General features: G+C 47.9%; 21 protein-coding genes. 12 read left to right on the top strand and 9 right to left on the bottom strand.

The annotated features are described in order from the left end of the window. Nucleotides 1-17: 17 nt before the first annotated feature. Both BBI11_RS08640 and BBI11_RS08635 read right to left on the bottom strand, forming a co-directional pair. The gene (locus BBI11_RS08640; RefSeq protein WP_068462417.1) at nucleotides 18-749 is read right to left on the bottom strand and encodes a YqcI/YcgG family protein; all 732 of its coding nucleotides are present in this window, start codon (nucleotides 747-749) and stop codon (nucleotides 18-20) included. Between the two features lie 183 nt (nucleotides 750-932). Next, nucleotides 933-1,940: an ion channel gene (locus tag BBI11_RS08635; RefSeq protein ID WP_068462415.1), complete on the bottom strand. Its 1,008-nt coding sequence runs from the start codon at nucleotides 1,938-1,940 to the stop codon at nucleotides 933-935. Between the two features lie 135 nt (nucleotides 1,941-2,075). On the opposite strand from BBI11_RS08635, the gene BBI11_RS08630 reads away from it, so the two are divergent. After that, nucleotides 2,076-2,762 (top strand): SGNH/GDSL hydrolase family protein, encoded by a 687-nt coding sequence (locus BBI11_RS08630; protein WP_068462413.1) that lies wholly within the window; start codon nucleotides 2,076-2,078, stop codon nucleotides 2,760-2,762. A gap of 213 nt (nucleotides 2,763-2,975) precedes the next feature. Then, nucleotides 2,976-4,070 carry an acyltransferase family protein gene (locus BBI11_RS08625; protein ID WP_068462411.1) on the top strand — a complete coding sequence of 365 codons (1,095 nt, stop codon included), beginning with the start codon at nucleotides 2,976-2,978 and terminating at the stop codon, nucleotides 4,068-4,070. Nucleotides 4,071-4,095: 25 nt separating this feature from the next. Here BBI11_RS08625 and BBI11_RS08620 read toward each other — a convergent pair whose 3' ends face one another. From BBI11_RS08620 to BBI11_RS08605, 4 genes are all read right to left on the bottom strand, one after another. Continuing rightward, nucleotides 4,096-4,515 (bottom strand): DUF2892 domain-containing protein, encoded by a 420-nt coding sequence (locus BBI11_RS08620; protein ID WP_068462408.1) that lies wholly within the window; start codon nucleotides 4,513-4,515, stop codon nucleotides 4,096-4,098. A gap of 95 nt (nucleotides 4,516-4,610) precedes the next feature. After that, nucleotides 4,611-5,177 carry a peroxiredoxin family protein gene (locus tag BBI11_RS08615; protein ID WP_068462406.1) on the bottom strand — a complete coding sequence of 189 codons (567 nt, stop codon included), beginning with the start codon at nucleotides 5,175-5,177 and terminating at the stop codon, nucleotides 4,611-4,613. After that, nucleotides 5,174-5,794, bottom strand: a complete 621-nt coding sequence (locus BBI11_RS08610) for a hypothetical protein (RefSeq protein WP_068462404.1) — start codon at nucleotides 5,792-5,794, stop codon at nucleotides 5,174-5,176. Before BBI11_RS08610 ends, BBI11_RS08615 begins: the two co-directional genes overlap by 4 nt. A gap of 208 nt (nucleotides 5,795-6,002) precedes the next feature. Then, nucleotides 6,003-6,857, bottom strand: coding sequence for an NAD(P)H-hydrate dehydratase (locus BBI11_RS08605; RefSeq protein WP_068462403.1), 855 nt, complete (start codon nucleotides 6,855-6,857; stop codon nucleotides 6,003-6,005). Nucleotides 6,858-7,238: 381 nt separating this feature from the next. Here BBI11_RS08605 and BBI11_RS08600 point away from each other — a divergent pair, with 381 nt between their 5' ends. The 3 genes from BBI11_RS08600 to BBI11_RS08590 all read left to right on the top strand — a co-directional run bounded on the left by BBI11_RS08600 (nucleotide 7,239) and on the right by BBI11_RS08590 (nucleotide 10,247). After that, nucleotides 7,239-8,378 carry a M14 family zinc carboxypeptidase gene (locus BBI11_RS08600; protein WP_237150344.1) on the top strand — a complete coding sequence of 380 codons (1,140 nt, stop codon included), beginning with the start codon at nucleotides 7,239-7,241 and terminating at the stop codon, nucleotides 8,376-8,378. 100 nt (nucleotides 8,379-8,478) lie between these two features. Next, nucleotides 8,479-9,414 carry an MBL fold metallo-hydrolase gene (locus BBI11_RS08595; RefSeq protein ID WP_068462401.1) on the top strand — a complete coding sequence of 312 codons (936 nt, stop codon included), beginning with the start codon at nucleotides 8,479-8,481 and terminating at the stop codon, nucleotides 9,412-9,414. A 110-nt stretch (nucleotides 9,415-9,524) separates the two neighbouring features. After that, complete coding sequence (locus BBI11_RS08590) at nucleotides 9,525-10,247, top strand: 3-ketoacyl-ACP reductase (RefSeq protein ID WP_068462399.1); 723 nt, start codon at nucleotides 9,525-9,527, stop codon at nucleotides 10,245-10,247. Between the two features lie 80 nt (nucleotides 10,248-10,327). Here the strand turns inward: BBI11_RS08590 and BBI11_RS08585 are convergent, their stop codons facing one another. Beyond that, a complete protein-coding gene (locus BBI11_RS08585) occupies nucleotides 10,328-10,597 on the bottom strand; it encodes a phosphocarrier protein HPr (RefSeq protein WP_068462395.1) in 270 nt (89 codons plus the stop codon). A gap of 143 nt (nucleotides 10,598-10,740) precedes the next feature. Here BBI11_RS08585 and BBI11_RS08580 point away from each other — a divergent pair, with 143 nt between their 5' ends. Genes BBI11_RS08580 through BBI11_RS08570 form a run of 3 tightly spaced genes read left to right on the top strand, consistent with a single transcriptional unit; the run spans nucleotide 10,741 to nucleotide 14,344 of the window. Next, nucleotides 10,741-11,493, top strand: coding sequence for a DeoR/GlpR family DNA-binding transcription regulator (locus tag BBI11_RS08580; protein ID WP_068462393.1), 753 nt, complete (start codon nucleotides 10,741-10,743; stop codon nucleotides 11,491-11,493). Continuing rightward, nucleotides 11,490-12,422 carry a 1-phosphofructokinase gene (gene pfkB, locus BBI11_RS08575; RefSeq protein WP_068462390.1) on the top strand — a complete coding sequence of 311 codons (933 nt, stop codon included), beginning with the start codon at nucleotides 11,490-11,492 and terminating at the stop codon, nucleotides 12,420-12,422. The genes BBI11_RS08580 and pfkB overlap by 4 nt, the downstream gene beginning before the upstream one ends. Continuing rightward, nucleotides 12,419-14,344, top strand: coding sequence for a PTS fructose transporter subunit IIABC (locus BBI11_RS08570; RefSeq protein ID WP_068462388.1), 1,926 nt, complete (start codon nucleotides 12,419-12,421; stop codon nucleotides 14,342-14,344). Before pfkB ends, BBI11_RS08570 begins: the two co-directional genes overlap by 4 nt. Nucleotides 14,345-14,400: 56 nt before the next feature. Here the strand turns inward: BBI11_RS08570 and BBI11_RS08565 are convergent, their stop codons facing one another. After that, nucleotides 14,401-14,676: an HPr family phosphocarrier protein gene (locus BBI11_RS08565; RefSeq protein WP_068462387.1), complete on the bottom strand. Its 276-nt coding sequence runs from the start codon at nucleotides 14,674-14,676 to the stop codon at nucleotides 14,401-14,403. A 216-nt stretch (nucleotides 14,677-14,892) separates the two neighbouring features. Between BBI11_RS08565 and BBI11_RS08560 the strand changes: the two genes are divergently transcribed. The 3 genes from BBI11_RS08560 (at nucleotide 14,893) to BBI11_RS08550 (ending at nucleotide 16,285) form a co-directional block, all read left to right on the top strand. Beyond that, entirely contained in the window at nucleotides 14,893-15,258 is a 366-nt protein-coding gene (locus tag BBI11_RS08560) for a nuclear transport factor 2 family protein (protein ID WP_068462384.1), read from the top strand. A gap of 187 nt (nucleotides 15,259-15,445) precedes the next feature. Then, entirely contained in the window at nucleotides 15,446-15,649 is a 204-nt protein-coding gene (locus BBI11_RS08555) for a hypothetical protein (RefSeq protein ID WP_068462382.1), read from the top strand. 48 nt (nucleotides 15,650-15,697) lie between these two features. Further along, nucleotides 15,698-16,285: a histidine phosphatase family protein gene (locus BBI11_RS08550; protein ID WP_068462380.1), complete on the top strand. Its 588-nt coding sequence runs from the start codon at nucleotides 15,698-15,700 to the stop codon at nucleotides 16,283-16,285. A gap of 50 nt (nucleotides 16,286-16,335) precedes the next feature. On the opposite strand, the gene BBI11_RS08545 is transcribed toward BBI11_RS08550, so the two are convergent. Beyond that, on the bottom strand, nucleotides 16,336-16,551 hold the full coding sequence (locus BBI11_RS08545; RefSeq protein ID WP_068462377.1) for a hypothetical protein: 216 nt from the start codon (nucleotides 16,549-16,551) through the stop codon (nucleotides 16,336-16,338). A gap of 106 nt (nucleotides 16,552-16,657) precedes the next feature. Here BBI11_RS08545 and BBI11_RS08540 point away from each other — a divergent pair, with 106 nt between their 5' ends. Then, entirely contained in the window at nucleotides 16,658-17,113 is a 456-nt protein-coding gene (locus tag BBI11_RS08540) for an SRPBCC family protein (RefSeq protein WP_068462375.1), read from the top strand. Nucleotides 17,114-17,183: the final 70 nt, after the last annotated feature.

Genomic DNA, 17,183 nt, shown 5'->3' with positions numbered 1-17,183 from the left:
CGGACGCTTTTTAATGGTTAAAGTTCTTTATGAGAGAATGGGCATTTGCCTTTGACCGGCTCCACATCATCCCCGATGAAGAACTGCTTCCATTCATTATGCTCTGGGTCGCCGAAATGGCTGATGTCTGGGTGGGTCGGCAATTCATCCCATTTTTCGACACGTTCCCGAACCTTCTCGCGCGACATGATGCCGCCTTTTTCAGTCCCGGTCAGCCCTTCGAAGATTCTTCTCGGCTGGAAACCGAGCACCATCGAATTGCCGAGGTGGCGGGTGCGGCGTTGTTTGTAGGCAGGCGCGTTGCCGAAGATGAAAATGGGTTCGCCTTTGAAGTTGAAATCCCATAAATAATGATCAGGATCGCGTGGTGCTTGTTCTGGCCATTCGGTATCATCCATATCATGAAGATACTGGAGAATCTCCCAGAACTGTTCTCGGTAAGCATTCAGCGGCCCTTCGGATTCGAAAGGCTCCACAAACACAAACAAGCCATGGCGCTTATGTTTTGGGTCTTCGAATAAGGTCAAAAATTCCGCCACGGCTCCAGGCAAGTTTGACCAATCTTCCTGGCTTATGTATGCATAGCGCAGCTCGCCTTTTAATTCCCCGCTTCTACCGAAATAACACGGAAAGGTCTTATCGGTCACTGTCTCATGAAAGGTCTTGTATTCGCGCAGCAACCAGTCGGGCAAGTCGGTGCGGTTTGTGAAATCTTCTTTTGTCAATAAAGCAGGAATTGTTGTCTGCATGAAATAGCCTCCAATTTCAAAATCTCGTCCTTCAAATTGTTCCCTGAATTTTTTAAAACGAAACACCATCTTCAAGTTTTTTGGAAATAACAACAACAACAGCACATGGGCAAAAAAGCGCTACAACTACGCGTTTTTTGCCCATGTGCTGTTGAAGAATTTTTTTAGAGTTAAACTAGTCATTCATTTGGAGTCATTTTGTGTGCCAGGCCAGCGCTCTCCGGTCATTTCAAGAAGCCCGAGAAGCTTTCGTCTGCGCCGTTCAAGTGACTCCATTGTTTGTTCGTAAGTTGCTGCATCAATTGTTGGGATTGATCGATCCAAGTTCGCTAATACTTGATGGGGAGGCACAACAATGGATGCATCGATGGATGAGCTATGCAAGGTATCCAAATAACTAGTGATGGTGCTGGAGAGTTCCTGCATCAATAAGGCATTCGGTTGAATTTCTTTTGGGGTTCCGTATTTTAAGAAGGTTAACGACTCATCTAGCACCACGATATTAACCGGTAAAGAGCGGTTGTGTGTGGAGCTGCGGTAATAATGGAGCACAGGGTAGGCGTTGTATTTTGACACGGCATGGCTTAACTCGTTTGAGAAAGTATCGAGCAAGAGATTGAGGTTGTCGAAATTTTCCCCGTTCCATGCAGTGTTGACGAAAGAAGCAGGATCGATGGCAATGCCACTGATACTAGAAGCGAGCGAGCGTTTTTGCGAAACAGCACTCAACACTTGCAGCAAATACGTCACGCCAAAAGTAATAAATAGCATGCCGGTACCGGTCGCAAAAATCGTGACAATTTGCCAGATGCCATCGTCTGGAGAGAATTCGCCGTTGCCGAGGGTGAAAATCAAATATCCTGCATAATAAGCGTATTCAATCCAAGACATCGGGCCGCCGTCTTTTGTATCCACGATCATATTAGAACTCGCAAATATAAAAGTCCATCCCACCCACAATAGGAAAATCCAAGTTGCTAAGGTAATGATTAGAAACATCGGCCCTGCAAGGCTTAGGAATGCGGAATTGTTTTGGCTTACTTTTTTGTGGAGCGTCCAGTAGACGGAAGTGAGTTTGCGGGTTAATGGCCCTGCACCACCGTCGACCCATAACGTTGTCCAGATAAAATCGGTCAAAGTGAGAACAGCAATGACGATGCCAATGCCAATGCTAAGATACAGCAGATCCATCTACATTCCTCCTTTATGCTTTAATTGTCCATACCCGCTAAGCCCTAAAGCTTATGCATCGAAACCTGAAAACGGAAAGAAACAGGGAAATATGTTAAAATGGAGGGATACGATAGCAAGGGGGCGTGCAGAAGATTGGGCAAAAATTTCCGACCGAGTGCTTTTTTCCAAAAGGCATTCCTACGCAAACGGCGCAATGCGGCACAGCCGCGTCATATAGATAAAATTGTCATTCTCGGTGATTCCGTCGCATATGGCTACGGGACAAAAGGCGGGATCGCGAGACATTTAGAAGACAGTTTTCCAGACAGTGAAGTGTTGAACTTCGGAGTGAACGGATTGACAAGTGACGGCCTTGTCGAGAGGCTACGGGCTAATCATTGGCAGGCTGAATTGGCTCAAGCGGACTTGGTGTTGTTGAATATCGGCGGCAACGACTTGCTGCGTCAATACCGAGGCGGAGGGGCAAGCGAGCTAGTCCGCCAGTTTGTTCCCCTCAAAAAGAAATACCGGCGCAATTTATTGGAAATTTATCGATCCATCCAACAAAGCAATAGAGACGTACTCATCGTCCAGAATAGCTTGTATAATTCGATGAAAAAAGAAGTACAGTATTTCGGTTTTACCAATCTATTGTTTCGAATGTGGAATTCGGCGATCGGGTCTAAAGGCGTTTTCGTTACGAACACGCGGAAAATGGGGAAAGTGCCGTCCATTTGGCTGGATTCGATTCATCCAAATGAAAAAGGTTATGTTATCATGCACCAATTATTGCTTGAAACCTTGCAGACAATCGGTATAAAAATTGCTAAAGAACGATAGTGAACCAAGAGACCCGGGCCATATATGGCATCCGGGCTTTTTTTATGCCGAAGAAATCACATAAAAAGCTCCGGCGAGGGACGGGGAAAAATGCTTGTGGTTTGTCTATAATATGGTATATTGTCTCTATAAAAAATTTAATTTTCTGATAATAAAGAATTAGTTTAGGCCTTTTTACATTGTTAAGAGAAATAGTAGAGAGGAGGGGAGAGGATGAGAAGAAAACTGGTGCTGATTCAATTGTCTAGAGCCTTGGTGCCGTTACTGGTTATGCTTCATCATTTATCGACGACCATGATGGATTATTACGGATTCAATATGGGGAATCTCGCTTTCTTGCCGCTGACAGGCGGCGTCTATTATTTCTTCGCATTATCCGGCTTTATGGCCTATTATATCTACCGGCATAAGTTCGGTAAAAAAGGACAATTAACGGATTTTCTGGTCAATCGTTTTATCCGGATTTATCCTCTGTATTGGGCTGTGACTTTGGCGTTCTTGATCTTGGCGTTATTGTTGCCGTGGTTTGCGACCGGTGCGGAGCGGGATATGGCTGTCATCTTGACTTCTGTCTTTCTGATCCCGAATCCGGAGTGGCAAGATCCGTTTTTGATCGTTGCTTGGTCCTTGGAATACACTATTTATTTTTACCTTATGTTTTCACTCCTATTTTTGAGCCCGCGTTGGATGGGAAAGGCGCTTTTTACCGCCTGGGGAATCCTGTCCCTATTTGGCGTTATCGGCATTGTGTATATCGACCATTTCCTCTTCGATTTTCTATTTGCTTCTTATAATTTGATGTTCATTGCGGGAGTGCTTTGTGCGTGGCTCATTCTTCATCTTGCTATTCCGCTCAATGTGGCATATTTATTCATTTTATTTGGGCTGATTGGTTTTCCGGTAACTTGGATGAATGCGTTGAATCCGTTTATGGCAATGAGCTTTGAAATGAGTGCTAGTCTCTCCATCATGCTATTGTTGATCGGCCTAGGTGTGGTCGATTTGAAGCAGGACGTCACCATGCCTAATCTGTTTCATCAACTTGGAAACGCCGCTTTTGCGCTTTACCTTGTGCACAATGTAGTGCTTGATGTTTTCTCGGAATGGATGGACCAGGTCGGCTTGCACGAAGTCCTCGGCGATATTGGCATGAGCCTGATTCTGATCGCTTTGATGATGTTTTTCGGAATATGGGCACATTTCAAACTGGAGCTGCCGCTGCACCGGCTGTTTAAAAGCTGGTTGCGGAAAAACAAATCGATTGCCGCTGTACCAAGTGATAAAGAGGCTGCAACTAAAAACCCCTAAGCGCAATGGCTTAGGGGTTTTTGCGTTATTCAGGTTTATTCAATAAATTTTGCAAAGCTTTTTTTTCACGATTGATTTCGTCGACGGTGCGAATGCCCATCTGGCGGAAAAGCGCGATCGCCGGTGTCCAGCCTTGAAGCGCTTGTTGGATGATGATGGCACTCGAAGCCCCAGCAAGCAGAGCCCATTTTCGATTGGCACGTACTGCCAACAACGAAGAAACAAATGCGATGGACGCCATATTCACTTCGAGCAGGCGTTCTGTATCCCATTCGTGATCCAGCTCTTTGATGCGTTCTTGAATATCTTGTTCGCCTTGGCGTTTAAAGTAATTGACCGAGGCTTCTGTTTCCCGTTCGATTTGCTGGTTGATGTGGTCGGGTGTATAGTCGTTTACTTTTGATTGTGTCGATGGCAATTGTTCTTTCGCTAAGTCAAGTTCCATGAATAAATCCTCCATTTCATCTCAAGTCCTATTTCTAGTATTCCGCAAATGGCTTTTCTTTAAACCCCTCAGTTCACGAAAGCTTTGCGACAAATTCAGTCAATGCTGTCCGTCTGGTCTTTCATGATCTGTTCATCCATTGGGCCGACAATTTTTTGGGCGATTTCGCCTTTCGTATCGAGGATGTATGTGGTGGGCACGGTACGGATTTGATACGTTTGGGCGGTACTGCCGGTTTCGTCCATTGGAATGGAGAATGTTAAGCCGAATTGATCGATGAACGATTGGATCGCTTCATCACCGTTGTCTTGCGCGGTCAAGTTGACAGCCAGGATTTCAACGTCGCCGTCCGCATTGTTTTCGTGGAACTCTTGCATATACGGCATTTCGGCGCGGCAAGGTGGACACCAAGTAGCCCAGAAGTTCAAAATGACTTTCTTGCCTTGGTAATCAGAAAGCTTGACCGTTTCGCCGTTTTGGTCAGTCAGCGTAAAATCAGGAGCTGCCTGACCTACAGACAGGCCTTCCGTCAGAGACTCGTCTTGCGCGTTTGCGGAAGAGGAGCTTGTATCGACTGGTTGTGCATCTTTTTCAAAGAAATTGATGGCAATAATGGCGATTGCTGCAAGGAGCAATAGGCCGATAATGGTTTTTTTAATCATATGCTCGGTCCTTTCTGTTCAAAACGTCTGTACATCGCAATAGTAACCGCAACAACAGCGGCAAGCGTTGCGTTTTGCCAAGTCCATAGCGGGCCGAATGTGCTAAGGATGAGCAATTCCACTGTGAATAGCGCGCCAAACAACAAGCCGTTCGGAACGTCTTGCCGTGTTCTTAGCATACGGATAGATACGATAGCTACTATGAAGAGCATGGTTTGAAAGGCTGCTTGCACCCACTGCGCTTCAAGGAATTGGAGGATGGATTGATATGCCAGAAAAAACAATAACCATGCAGCGGCCGCTTGTTCTGCCACAGCGGTTTGTTTTCGTTGTGCCAGCAGCAAATAGCCGATAACAAAGGCTGTCGCAAGCAAATGCCCATACAGGCCGCCGTTAAAATAAAGAAGGGATAAGGGCATGTCTAGAAAATGCTGCCAATGAAAGACGATGTAGCTGAGCTTCCACACGAGGATGTAAAATGCTAAAGCGTTCCAGTACCAGTCGCCCATTTTTTGTTTAACCGCCACACGCATCAATAAATTGGCTACAGCGGCCGCCAATAACACAGCGACCCATACTGCGGGCACAGTTAAATGAAAAATCGGTACATAGCTCATTGCCTGGATCCTTTGCAGTCTCTGTTCATGATAAAAATACCTCCAGTTGTACAGAAGTTCTGCTGTCTCTTGCTTATCATTATAGCGGAAAGTACAACGGTTCTGCGTTTCTGAGCACCGCATGGGCCGGCCGTTTCAGTGCGATAAAATAGCCAAAGCCCGTGTGCAACCGGGCTTTGACGCATGTGACGACTTTTCGAACATTGGCTCACTCGTATTGTTTCCATACTTCCGGCAACAGTCCTGCGATATCATGCGCAAGCATCGTATGGGGAGAGCGGGTCTTAACGAATTCGTCTGCACACGCCCCGTGCAAGTAGACCGCATTCAACACTGCGTGCCGCCAGTTGTCGTGGCAGCACAGCATGCCGAGCATCATACCTGTCAGCATATCGCCCGTGCCGCCTTTGGCCAGTGCGGCATTGCCTGTTGGATTGTGAAACCGTTCGCCGTCGGGAAAAGCGATCGTGGTGCGCGGGCCCTTTAAGACAATAGTCAAGCTATGCTTTTCAGCAAATGCTGAGGCGCAGGCTCCGGGGGCTTCGGTGATCTGTTCAAGGGAATATCCGGAGATCCGGCTGAGTTCGCCGGCATGCGGTGTCAAGATGATCGGAGCGCTTCTCTTGGCATAGCTGCGCGCACTCAATGCACCAGCATCTAGTATAAGCGGGAGTGGAGCCTTCAGTAATTTGTCAATCGCCGCTTCGGTCAAAGCATCGGGCGCTGTTCCAGGGCCGCAAGCAATGGCTTTGTAAGATGCGAGCGAATGGCTGCCATTAGCGATCTGGACCAGCGCATCCGGCACGTAAGTCGCTTCCGGTACTGCATGAGCAATGCTTTGGATCGTTTCCCGATATGTGCCGATTTCCAGTTTCCCCACGCCGCTAGTCAACGCGCCGAGCCCTGAGATCAAGGCGGCGCCGGGCATGTCTGGACCGCCAGCAACCAATAAGGCTGTGCCAAACGTGCCTTTGTGGCCGTTTTGCGTTCGTTTTGGCAACGTGCTCCGCACCATATCTTGCGACCAGCTGGTACTGTCTTGTAAAGCTTGGGAATCTTTCATTTAGAAAACCTCCGTTCTAAGATTATGTCCTAACTGTAGCTGAACCCCGTCGATAGCGAAACCAAAACGCACGGGTTTAATTAGGGGGGGTGGTTGAATCTGTAAGGCCAGCGATCTTAGTAGCCAACAGGTCTATGCAGGTATTTCGCCTTACGAAATGATGAATAGTAACAAACGCGAGATTTGCCCCCTGGCAATGGTAACGAGCGAGAGCTCCCAAGCTTCATGGATTATATATCCAAAGCACTGAAATTTCTGACAACTATAGGCAAGCCTAACAAGCTTTGCTATACTCGGCCTATTCAAAGAAAAGGAGTGGGGATAGTGAAACGACACATATTCAAAACAATGACCATGGCCGGGGTTTGTGCAATGCTTGCGATGCCGGTACAAGCAGCAGAACCTGCACAGCCGACAGAACACCATCACGACAATGCCATTTCTGGTTTTATCGATTATCAGGAATTGCAGAAAGAACTCCAACGCATTGAAGCCACTAGCAAAGGAGCGGTTGCGGTCGATGTCGCAGGCCAATCATTCGAAGGCCGCGACATTTATACGGCAACTGTCGGGACAGGCGATAAAGTACTGCTGATCCAAAGCGAGATCCACGGCAACGAGAAAACAGGAACCGTGGCCATTCTGAATATGTTAAAAACCCTATCCGGCAATTCGAAAGCGGCGAAAGCCTTGCGCGATGAAGTGACGATCGTCTTTATGCCGATGATGAACCCAGATGCATCAGAAGGAGATAAGCGCCGCAATAGCATGACGTGGAGTGATGTCGTGGCAGATTACCCGGAACTCTCTGCAGCTTCCCCATCTTGGAATTATTTGGACCGCGGCGTCAGCCAAAGCTATGATTACGGCGCTAATCCAGGATTTGATGTTAACCGCGACTTTAACCCAGACCTGGACTATGTGCCACAAGCTGAAGATTTTCCTGGCGCATCGAGCGAACCGGGCTGGTTTATCACAAAAGAAGCCCAAGTTTCACGCGACGTCTATAAATCGCTGCAAGCGGAATATGGCACTGTTGATGTCTTTATCGACCTGCATCACCAAGGGATGTATTACGTCGATGGCACGCCAGATCCAGTCACTTTATCGCTGTCGGCCCAATTCGTTCCGGACCCATCCAGTGCTGAAGGGGCGAAATACAGCGACTATGCAGACCAATACGATTATGATTTTTCACGCCAGTTGAATGTGGCGGCGTATGAGGAACTGCAATCCTACGGCAATTCGAAATTCACCAATATCTCGCTTTATTCGCAAGGGCTCGATTTGCCGGGCACAGCGCTTGGTAGCTATGCATTGAATGGCAGCGGCACCGTGTTGTTTGAAGTGCGCGGCCAAACCCAGTCGCTCGGGCAAAAAGAAAAGGGGCAATTGGTCAAATCGGTGGAGCGCGGCTTGACAGGCATTGTAGAAAGTGTGGCTGATGACAGCGTCTATTCATTGGATCCTGAAACATACGAAGACATCCCGTTGACTTCCTATCGACCGTCGAGCAATTGATCAAAGTGCCGCCAAGGATCCTTGGCGGCTTTTTATGTGCCGAGTTGTAGGGCAAGCACCGGCTTTGGTAGACTGAAAACAAATAGAAAGGGGTGCTTGCATGGTAATCAACAGGGTGAACGACCGCATTCAGCTAATCGATGGTTTCGATCTTGCCCTCGAACAGCGAACAGGCAGCTACGTCCTCATGGAACAGCAGCTGACCCTTATTGAAACAGGGCCGAGCCCGTCGGTGGAGCATGTGAAACAAGGGTTGAAAGAACTCGGCATCTCGCTTGATGAGGTCCGCTATATCATCGTGACACACATCCATCTCGACCACGCTGGAGGAGCGGGCTTATTATTACAAGACTGTCCGAATGCGACGCTTATTGTCCATCCGAAAGGTGCCAGGCATTTGTCAGACCCGAGCCGACTGATCGCTGGGGCACGCGCCGTATACGGAGACAAATTCGATGATTTGTTTCATCCGATTGTCCCGGTGCCGGAACACCGCATCAAAGTGAAAACAGAGGGCGATGTCTTGCGCATCGGTCCAGACTGCACGCTTGAATTCTGGGACACGCCGGGACATGCCAAGCACCACTTCGGCATTTTTGACCCTGTATCAAATGGGGTATTTGCAGGAGATACAGCGGGCATCCGCTATGCGCAGTTGATCGAAGACGACATCGATTTTTACTTGCCGTCCACTTCGCCGAACCAATTCGACCCCGCGGCGATGAGAGCTTCTATTGAACGGATGCAAAAGCAGCAACTCGACGTGCTTTATTTCGGACATTATGGTGCTACGGTCCACCCTCAGGCAGCGCTCGGCCAAGTGCTCGAATGGCTCGAGGTGTTTGTGGAAGCGGGAGCTGCAGCCTATCAACACGATGAATCCGCGGAGCAATTGGCAAAACGTCTGGAGCTGAAGGTTATGGCGCAGTTAGCTGATAGTGGCGTTGAGCCGGAACACCGCGTCATGCCTTATATTGACATGGACTTACACGTCAGTGCACAAGGATTGCTGGATTATTTTCGCAAGCCAAACTAAGGCCGCTTGAAAAAAATTCACCACTCAGATAAACGCCCGGTTTAGCGGCGCCTATTTAGGGGCAAAGATGAGGGCAGAGAAAATCATTTACCTGAAGGGCGGAAAATATAGTGGGACAAGTGTTAACGGAAAAAACAGCAATTATTACAGGAGCGGGACGAGGCATCGGCCGGGCAACTGCCCTGGCACTGGCCAATGAAGGCGTGGCCGTTGGGTTGATCGCAAGAACCCAAAAAGACATTGAACAACTGGCGAAAGAAATCCGCTCGTTGCGCGGGCGTGCTGCATTTGCGGTGGCCGATGTGTCGGATCCGAAGCAAGTCGAAGCGGCCGTTGAGAAATTGACGGGCGAACTCGGCACAATCGATATCCTCATCAACAATGCAGGAGTCGGGAAATACGGCAAGTTCATGGAACTCGAAACCGAGGACTGGCAGAATATGCTCAATATCAATCTAATGGGCATGGTTCATATGACAAAAGCGGTGCTGCCGCAAATGGTCGATAAACAAGGCGGCGATATCGTCAATATTTCTTCTTCGTCAGGACTCAAAGGCACAAAAGGCTCAAGCGCCTATAGCGCATCGAAATTCGCCGTGCTCGGCATGAGCGAGTCCTTGATGCAGGAAGTGCGTCCCGATAATATCCGTGTTTTCGCTATGGCGCCAAGCCGCGTTGTGACAAGCATGACTGATACGGGCAATGAAACCGAACAGGAAAAAGAAAAATTCATGCAGCCAGAAGACATCGCGGAATACATCGTGTCGCAATTGAAACTGAATCCGCGCATTTTTATCCCTTTGTCGAAACAATGGGCGACCAACCCGTTCTAAACATGCGAAAACCCCTGAACGCCAATACGGCGTTCAGGGGTTTTTCATGCCATCCACTAGAGATGCCGCGGGGCGAAGTATTAAGCGTTTGAAATGCCTTCTGCTTTTAGCACTTCGTCAATTTTCGCCATTGCTTGTTCTTCATCTGTGCCATCTGCCGCGATCGTCACGGTGGACCCGTATGCAATGCCGAGTGACATGACGCCGAGAATCGATTTTAAGTTGACTTGCTTGCCGTTAAAGCCGAGTGTGATGTTCGATTGGAATTTTGAGATGGAGCCGACCAGTGCTGATGCCGGGCGAGCGTGAATGCCTGCTTCGTCTGTAATCGTGTATTGTTTTTCTACCATGTTGATTTCCTCCTATTAAATGACCGTATTTGAGCGGTTTTCATTCTTTTTTGAATGAATTTGACTGCTTATGAAAGATTATGATTGATTTTGTAAACGATTTCAAGTATTATCTATTTAATCAGAAAAAAAGAGGTGATGGAATGCTGACGACGGAGCGGCATCAATTGATTTTAAATCTCTTGAAAGAAAAGCAGAGCATTAAGATTCAGGAACTGGTGGAACTCACCTCGGCTTCTGAATCCACCATTCGAAGAGATTTGACAGAACTGGAAGACCTGCACAAGTTAGAACGGGTTTTTGGCGGGGCGAGACGGATTGCGCAGAATATGCCAGAGCCGAGCCTATCGGATAAAGCAGCGAAACATTTATCGGAAAAACTGCGGATTGCCCGCTATGCAGCGTCGCTCGTCCAAACTGGGGACGCGATTTTCATCGATGCAGGAACAACCACCGCCCAAATGATTCCTTTATTAAAAGACAAAGATGTAACCGTTGTCACGAACGGCTTGAGCCATTTGGAAGCCTTGACCGAGCACGGGATTACTGCTTATCTGACTGGGGGATTCATCAAAGCGAGGACGGGCGCATTGGTTGGCCCACAAGCGATTCAGTCACTTGAGAGTTACCGCTTCGATAAAAGTTTTCTCGGGGTCAACGGCATCCATATAGACCATGGCTTTACGACACCGGACCCGGAAGAAGCGGCCGTCAAGCGAAGGGCCGGGGAATTGGCGAAGAGCTGTTATGTGCTCACGGATCAATCGAAATACGGACAAGTGAGCTTTGCCCATATCTTTAACTTAAGCGAGGCTGCACTCATCATCGACGGCTTGCCGGAAGAGACAGTAGAAGAGATCGAACGACAAACAACAATTAAGGTGGTGACACAATGATCTACACATGCACAATCACGCCATCCATCGATTACACAGCGTACTTGCCGAAATTCGAAAGCGGTACGTTAAACCGTTCGGAGGAAGTGTATTACTACCCCGGTGGTAAAGGCATCAACGTTTCGCGGGTGCTTAGCCGTTTGGGCTTGAAGAGCCGAGCGCTTGGATATGCTGGGGGCTTTACCGGGCGTTATATTGAAGAGTTTTTAGCTACAGAAGGCATTGAAACCGATTTTATCGATGCTGGAGACATTACACGGATCAATGTCAAAATCAAATCCGAAGCCGAAACCGAATTAAACGGGCCAGGTCCGGAGCTCAAACAGCACCAGCTTGAGCAGTTGACAGACAAAGTGGCTACCATGGCTGCAGGCGACTGGTTCATACTTGCGGGCAGCTTGCCGGCATCCGTGCCGATCCAATTTTTCAAAGACCTGGCTGTCAGTTGTCACGAGCGCGGCATTCATTTCGTACTCGACACCTCAGGCCCTGCGCTTGAAGCCTTGCTCGACACCCAGCCTTTTCTCATTAAACCAAACGAACACGAACTGGGAGAGATGTTCGGAGTGACGATCACTACCCAACTACAAGCTTTTCACTATGCTGGCCTATTAGTGGAAAGAGGCATCCAGCATGTCGTCGTCTCGATGGGCGGCTCGGGAGCTATTTACGTTTCCCGTGACCATCGTTACCAAGCCAAAGCGCCACAAGGTAAAGCCGTGAATACGGTCGGCTCGGGAGACTCGCTCGTATCCGGATTTATCGCTTCTTATATCCAGCACCAAGACCCTAAACAAGCTTTCCGGTACGGAGTTGCCAGCGGAAGCGCCACAGCGTTTCGGTCTGATTTATGTGAACTGGCCGATGTGGAACGATTACTGCCTGAAGTCAGCATCACCCCATTCGAAGAAAAGGATGTGACAAAATGAGAATTACACAATTATTGACGGAAAACACCATCATTCTAAACTTGAAAGCCGGATCCAAGCGCGATGTATTGGACGAATTGGCTGGCCAATTGAATAGTGCTGGGAAATTAAACGACCAACAGCAATTCACGAAAGACATCTTAGCCCGCGAACAACAAAGCACAACAGGAATCGGCGATACAATAGCCATTCCACATGCCAAATCTAAAGCGGTTAAAGAACCTGCGATTGCGTTTGGCCGTTCGCATGAAGGCATCGACTTTGAATCCTTAGACGGGCAGCCGGCACAGCTGTTTTTCATGATTGCGGCAACCGATGGAGCAAACGATGATCACCTAGAAGCTTTATCGCGCCTCGCGACCTTCTTGATGGATGAGAAGTTTCGTGTCAATATCCTTGAAGCCGAATCGAAACAGCAAGTGCTCGATATCGTTTCCGCTAAAGAAGCGGAAGTGGAGGGGCCGGAACAAACAGCTGATGCGCAAGCAGTTGCTGGTGCACAAGATTCAGCAGGAGGCAAAATCTTAGCCGTTACCGCTTGTCCGACAGGGATTGCACACACATATATGGCGGCCGAGAAGCTTAGTGGCCGTGCAAAAGAACGCGGCATTAATCTGAAAGTAGAAACCAACGGCTCGAGTGGTGTGAAAAACCGCCTGAGCGATGCGGAAATCGCAGAAGCGGATGCCATCATCGTGGCAGCCGACACGAAAGTGGAAATGGCGAGGTTCGATGGGAAGCCGGTCATTCAAACACAAGTCGGCAAAGCCATCTATGAGACAGATCAATTATTGGACCGAGCTATTGCCAAAGATGCACCTGTTTACAAACATGACCGCACGAAAGATGCTGATGCTGGCACAGAGCCAAAGTCAGGATTCTACAAGCATTTGATGAACGGCGTTTCCAACATGCTGCCATTTGTCGTCGGCGGCGGGATCTTGATCGCATTATCATTTTTCTGGGGCATCAATGCTGCAGACCCGAATAGCCCGGAATACAATGAATTCGCAGCGATGCTATCAACGATCGGCGGCGGCACGGCGTTCTTCCTCATGGTTCCGGTACTTGCCGGATTCATTGCCATGAGTATTGCCGACCGTCCTGGATTCGCTCCGGGGATGATCGGCGGCTTGCTTGCTATTACGGTCACGGGTGTTGAAGGGGCAAGCGGTGGTTCTGGCTTCCTTGGCGGTTTGATTGCCGGTTTCCTTGCCGGGTATGTCACGCTTCTAGTGAAAAAAGCGTTCTCTGGCCTTCCGCAAAGCCTGGAAGGGTTAAAACCGGTATTGTTCTTCCCGGTGTTCAGTATTCTGATCACGGGCGTTGTCATGATGCTCATCAATCCACCATTGACACAAGTGTATTCCGGCATTTCTGCATTTCTGGAAGGACTGGGCGGTACCAACCTCGTACTGGTTGGGTTGTTGCTTGGCGGCATGATGGCAGTCGATATGGGTGGCCCAGTCAATAAAGCGGCTTACACATTTGGCATCGCGATGCTCGACGCACAAAACTTCAATTTCATGGCTACGGTCATGGCAGCGGGGATGGTTCCGCCACTTGGCTTGGCCATCGCTACGACGATGTTCAAGAAGAAATTCACTAAGCCAGAACGTGAAGCCGGCAAGACGGCGTATGTTCTCGGCGCAAGCTTCATTACAGAAGGCGTCATCCCGTTTGCTGCTGCCGATCCGGCACGGGTTATCCCGTCTGCGATCGCAGGGGCAGCCACAACAGGCGCGCTCGTCATGCTATTCGATATCGGGCTACGCGCACCACACGGCGGCGTATTCGTCATCGGTCTAGTAGACGGTGGAGTAACAAGCATTTTGATGTATTTACTGGCCATTCTCATTGGTTCTTTCGTGACTGCGATTTTGGTCGGGTTACTAAAGAAAAACATCACAGTTGCTGCATAAATGTAAAACCGCCATCCGGTATATGCCGGATGGCGGTTTTTTGATGTGTGTGGAGTTTAGCTTTCGGCATCAATCATACCTTTGGCCAGCAAGAGCTCGTTGGCCGCAATAAGAGCTTGTTGTTCATCTGGGCCGTCCGCATGGATGATGATCGTGGAGCGGGTCGGGATCCCAAGCCCCATTACGCCGAGTATGGATTTCAGGTTGACGGTTCGGTTCTTGAATTCTAATGACAATTCGCTTTGAAAGCGGTTGGCTTCACTGACAAGTGCTGCAGCTGGGCGTGCGTGCAAGCCTTCTTCGGCGGTAATGACAAATTGTTTTTTGGCCATGTGAATAATTCCTCCCAATAATTAATGGATGCATTTTTCCATTATACCCATTCACGTGCCTCGATGACACAATCAAGCTTAAAGAAATAAAGAGGAGGAAGAATAGAAGAAATACAATAAACTAGGCAGTGTGCAGCAAAGAGAGTACACTGAAAATAAGTTGAATGTTCAGAAAAAAGATAAAAGAAATGATTTGAATAATAGGGAGGGAATCCGATGGAGGCAAACAGCGCCAGTAAATTTTTAAGAGAGTTCAACGATGCTTTTTTCAAAGGCAAAAAGGATTTTATCGAACAGCATGTGTCAGATGATGTGGTATGGATCATGGTAGGGGCCATGCCTTTGAAAGGTAGACAGGCTCTAATAGATGCAGCTTTTGGAATGCAGGATTATACGCAAATGGACTATGCAGTCGATATGGTTATTGCGCAAGGACAAGAAGGCGCAGTCAAAGGAGTAATGACCTCAAAAGGCGGAAATGATAGAGAAAGGAAATACTGTTATTGCGATTTTTACGAATGGCAAGAAACCGGCGAGCTGCAAATAACGAAAATGACTTCATTTGTGGTGGAGACGAAATAGAGCCGAATAGGGCTCTATTTTCTTTTAATTATTTAAAATGTAACTAATTACATAAGGTTTATGCAAATAAAAAAATAAAGCCAACAACACAATCAAACGCTGTAAGCAAGTGAATACTGACATTTCTTGCGTTCTCAAGAAATTTTCGGCAAGATGGATAAAGAGCAATAAGAAAGGGTGCAGGGCAGTGGATTATCTAAAATCTCGTGAAAATGCATACGCCGTGCTACTAAGCGGACTGGTAGTAGGTGTTGTCATCGCATTTTTGATCAATGATGACCCGGATACATCAACCTTAGTCGCAGCAGGTGCAATTGGCGTCGTCATTGGAGAAGCCATCATGTTCTGGCGCTGGAGCAAACAACGAAAAACAACAAAGCGCGAAGATTGATGGCCGGTAACTATCAAGCAATGAGCAGCGGAAGGGAAGTAGAAGGCAATGACGACAATATGCCTCATTCGGCACGGAGAAACAGAATGGAATAAGCTTGGGCGCATCCAAGGAACAACAGATGTGTCGTTGAACGAAACAGGCAAGCAGCAAGCGCGGGCATGCGAATCTCATTTGGAGGGAGGAGCATGGGACGTTATTGTGACGAGCCCGCTCAAGCGCGCCAAGGAGACCGCCGAAATCATCAATGAAACACTGCGGCTGCCGTTTGTCGAAATGAAAGAATTCCAGGAAAAACATTTCGGAAAAGCAGAAGGCATGACGGCAGAAGAACGTTACGGGCTGTATCCCGATAAGAATTACCCAGGGCAGGAACAGCCCTCCGAGTTCCATGGCAGGCTATCTGAGGGGTTAACGAAGCTGCATGAACATTTCAGCAATCAGCGTGTGCTCGTCGTGGCGCATGGAGGCGTTATCAACGCCATTCTTGGCCAATTAGCATACGGGGAGTACGACGGCGACATCAGGCTGCAAAATGGCGGCATGAATCACTTGTCCTACGCCAGCGAGCGTTGGGAAATTCAGCATTATAATGCTGTTGATCACCTTGAACTACTGGATGCAAAGACAAAATAACAGTGATGAAAAAACACCGCCAGCGTTGGCGGTGTTTTCTAAGCGAGAAATCATTTGCGCTTTTTGGCAGTTTCTGTGGGTGCATGTGCTTCTTTAGCATTGAATATCCCGCGCCGGAAGACAAACACAGCAAGTGCTGCCATAAACAAGGCAGAATTAAACCAGAACACTAAATCATATAACTTACCTTCGAACAGCAAGGTATTCAGAACGGTCAATAAATGCATCACCAGTAGAAAAAGAAACAGAATCGTCGAGGTTCTCATCAAATCACTCCATAATCAGTTTGCTGGTTCCATTGTAACGGAACTGGCACAGGCCTGTAAGCATTTGAGAAAATTGTAGAAAAGAGTTCAAGAAAGGATGAGAAAAATGGTCAAATGGAAAGAACAAGTGGTCATCAATGCGCCAATCGACCAGACTTGGAGATTGTTTCAAGACGAGCACATCCAGCGCATCATGCCGAAAGTGGAATCGCATGAATTGCTTGAAGGGAAAAACGATGCAGCAGGCGCGAAACACGCGCAAGTGTATACAGAAGGCAAACAGCAGCAACGGTATATCGTGGAAACCCTGGCCTATGTAGATGAACCGGCCAAAAAATACCGTGAAACGACCTTCGAGATGGGGCAGATGTTCAAAGTGCGTTATGCCTTCAGTTTGGAGAAAGAAACAGAGAAGACTACACGGTTTATTTATGAAGGACATAATAAAGGCATCAGCGTTACAGCAAAGATGATGTTGCTGGCTGGAAGCAAAAAGGCAGCCCGCAATACGGTGTTAAATTTCATGAATCGAGTAAAATCGCAAGCCGAACGCGAAATTTAAAGACGGATCAAGAGGTAGGAATAACGAGTAAAATAAAAATACAAGTAATAAACTACATAAGGTATTAACT

It is taken from the genome of Planococcus maritimus (genome assembly GCF_001687625.2).
Taxonomy (GTDB): Bacteria; Bacillota; Bacilli; order Bacillales_A; family Planococcaceae; genus Planococcus; species Planococcus maritimus.
This window is presented reverse-complemented; position numbering and strand designations above follow the sequence as displayed.

Coding starts and splice junctions, on each gene's coding strand:
- BBI11_RS08635 (WP_068462415.1), bottom strand. CDS start 1,940: ATGGATCTGCTGTATCTTAGCATTGGCATTGGCATCGTCATTGCTGTT.
- BBI11_RS08585 (WP_068462395.1), bottom strand. CDS start 10,597: ATGGTAGAAAAACAATACACGATTACAGACGAAGCAGGCATTCACGCT.
- BBI11_RS08550 (WP_068462380.1), top strand. CDS start 15,698: ATGACGACAATATGCCTCATTCGGCACGGAGAAACAGAATGGAATAAG.
- BBI11_RS08545 (WP_068462377.1), bottom strand. CDS start 16,551: ATGAGAACCTCGACGATTCTGTTTCTTTTTCTACTGGTGATGCATTTA.
- BBI11_RS08615 (WP_068462406.1), bottom strand. CDS start 5,177: ATGATTAAAAAAACCATTATCGGCCTATTGCTCCTTGCAGCAATCGCC.
- BBI11_RS08625 (WP_068462411.1), top strand. CDS start 2,976: ATGAGAAGAAAACTGGTGCTGATTCAATTGTCTAGAGCCTTGGTGCCG.
- BBI11_RS08560 (WP_068462384.1), top strand. CDS start 14,893: ATGGAGGCAAACAGCGCCAGTAAATTTTTAAGAGAGTTCAACGATGCT.
- BBI11_RS08565 (WP_068462387.1), bottom strand. CDS start 14,676: ATGGCCAAAAAACAATTTGTCATTACCGCCGAAGAAGGCTTGCACGCA.
- BBI11_RS08595 (WP_068462401.1), top strand. CDS start 8,479: ATGGTAATCAACAGGGTGAACGACCGCATTCAGCTAATCGATGGTTTC.
- BBI11_RS08640 (WP_068462417.1), bottom strand. CDS start 749: ATGCAGACAACAATTCCTGCTTTATTGACAAAAGAAGATTTCACAAAC.
- BBI11_RS08620 (WP_068462408.1), bottom strand. CDS start 4,515: ATGGAACTTGACTTAGCGAAAGAACAATTGCCATCGACACAATCAAAA.
- BBI11_RS08610 (WP_068462404.1), bottom strand. CDS start 5,794: ATGAGCTATGTACCGATTTTTCATTTAACTGTGCCCGCAGTATGGGTC.
- BBI11_RS08570 (WP_068462388.1), top strand. CDS start 12,419: ATGAGAATTACACAATTATTGACGGAAAACACCATCATTCTAAACTTG.
- pfkB (WP_068462390.1), top strand. CDS start 11,490: ATGATCTACACATGCACAATCACGCCATCCATCGATTACACAGCGTAC.
- BBI11_RS08600 (WP_237150344.1), top strand. CDS start 7,239: ATGCCGGTACAAGCAGCAGAACCTGCACAGCCGACAGAACACCATCAC.
- BBI11_RS08605 (WP_068462403.1), bottom strand. CDS start 6,857: ATGAAAGATTCCCAAGCTTTACAAGACAGTACCAGCTGGTCGCAAGAT.
- BBI11_RS08580 (WP_068462393.1), top strand. CDS start 10,741: ATGCTGACGACGGAGCGGCATCAATTGATTTTAAATCTCTTGAAAGAA.
- BBI11_RS08540 (WP_068462375.1), top strand. CDS start 16,658: ATGGTCAAATGGAAAGAACAAGTGGTCATCAATGCGCCAATCGACCAG.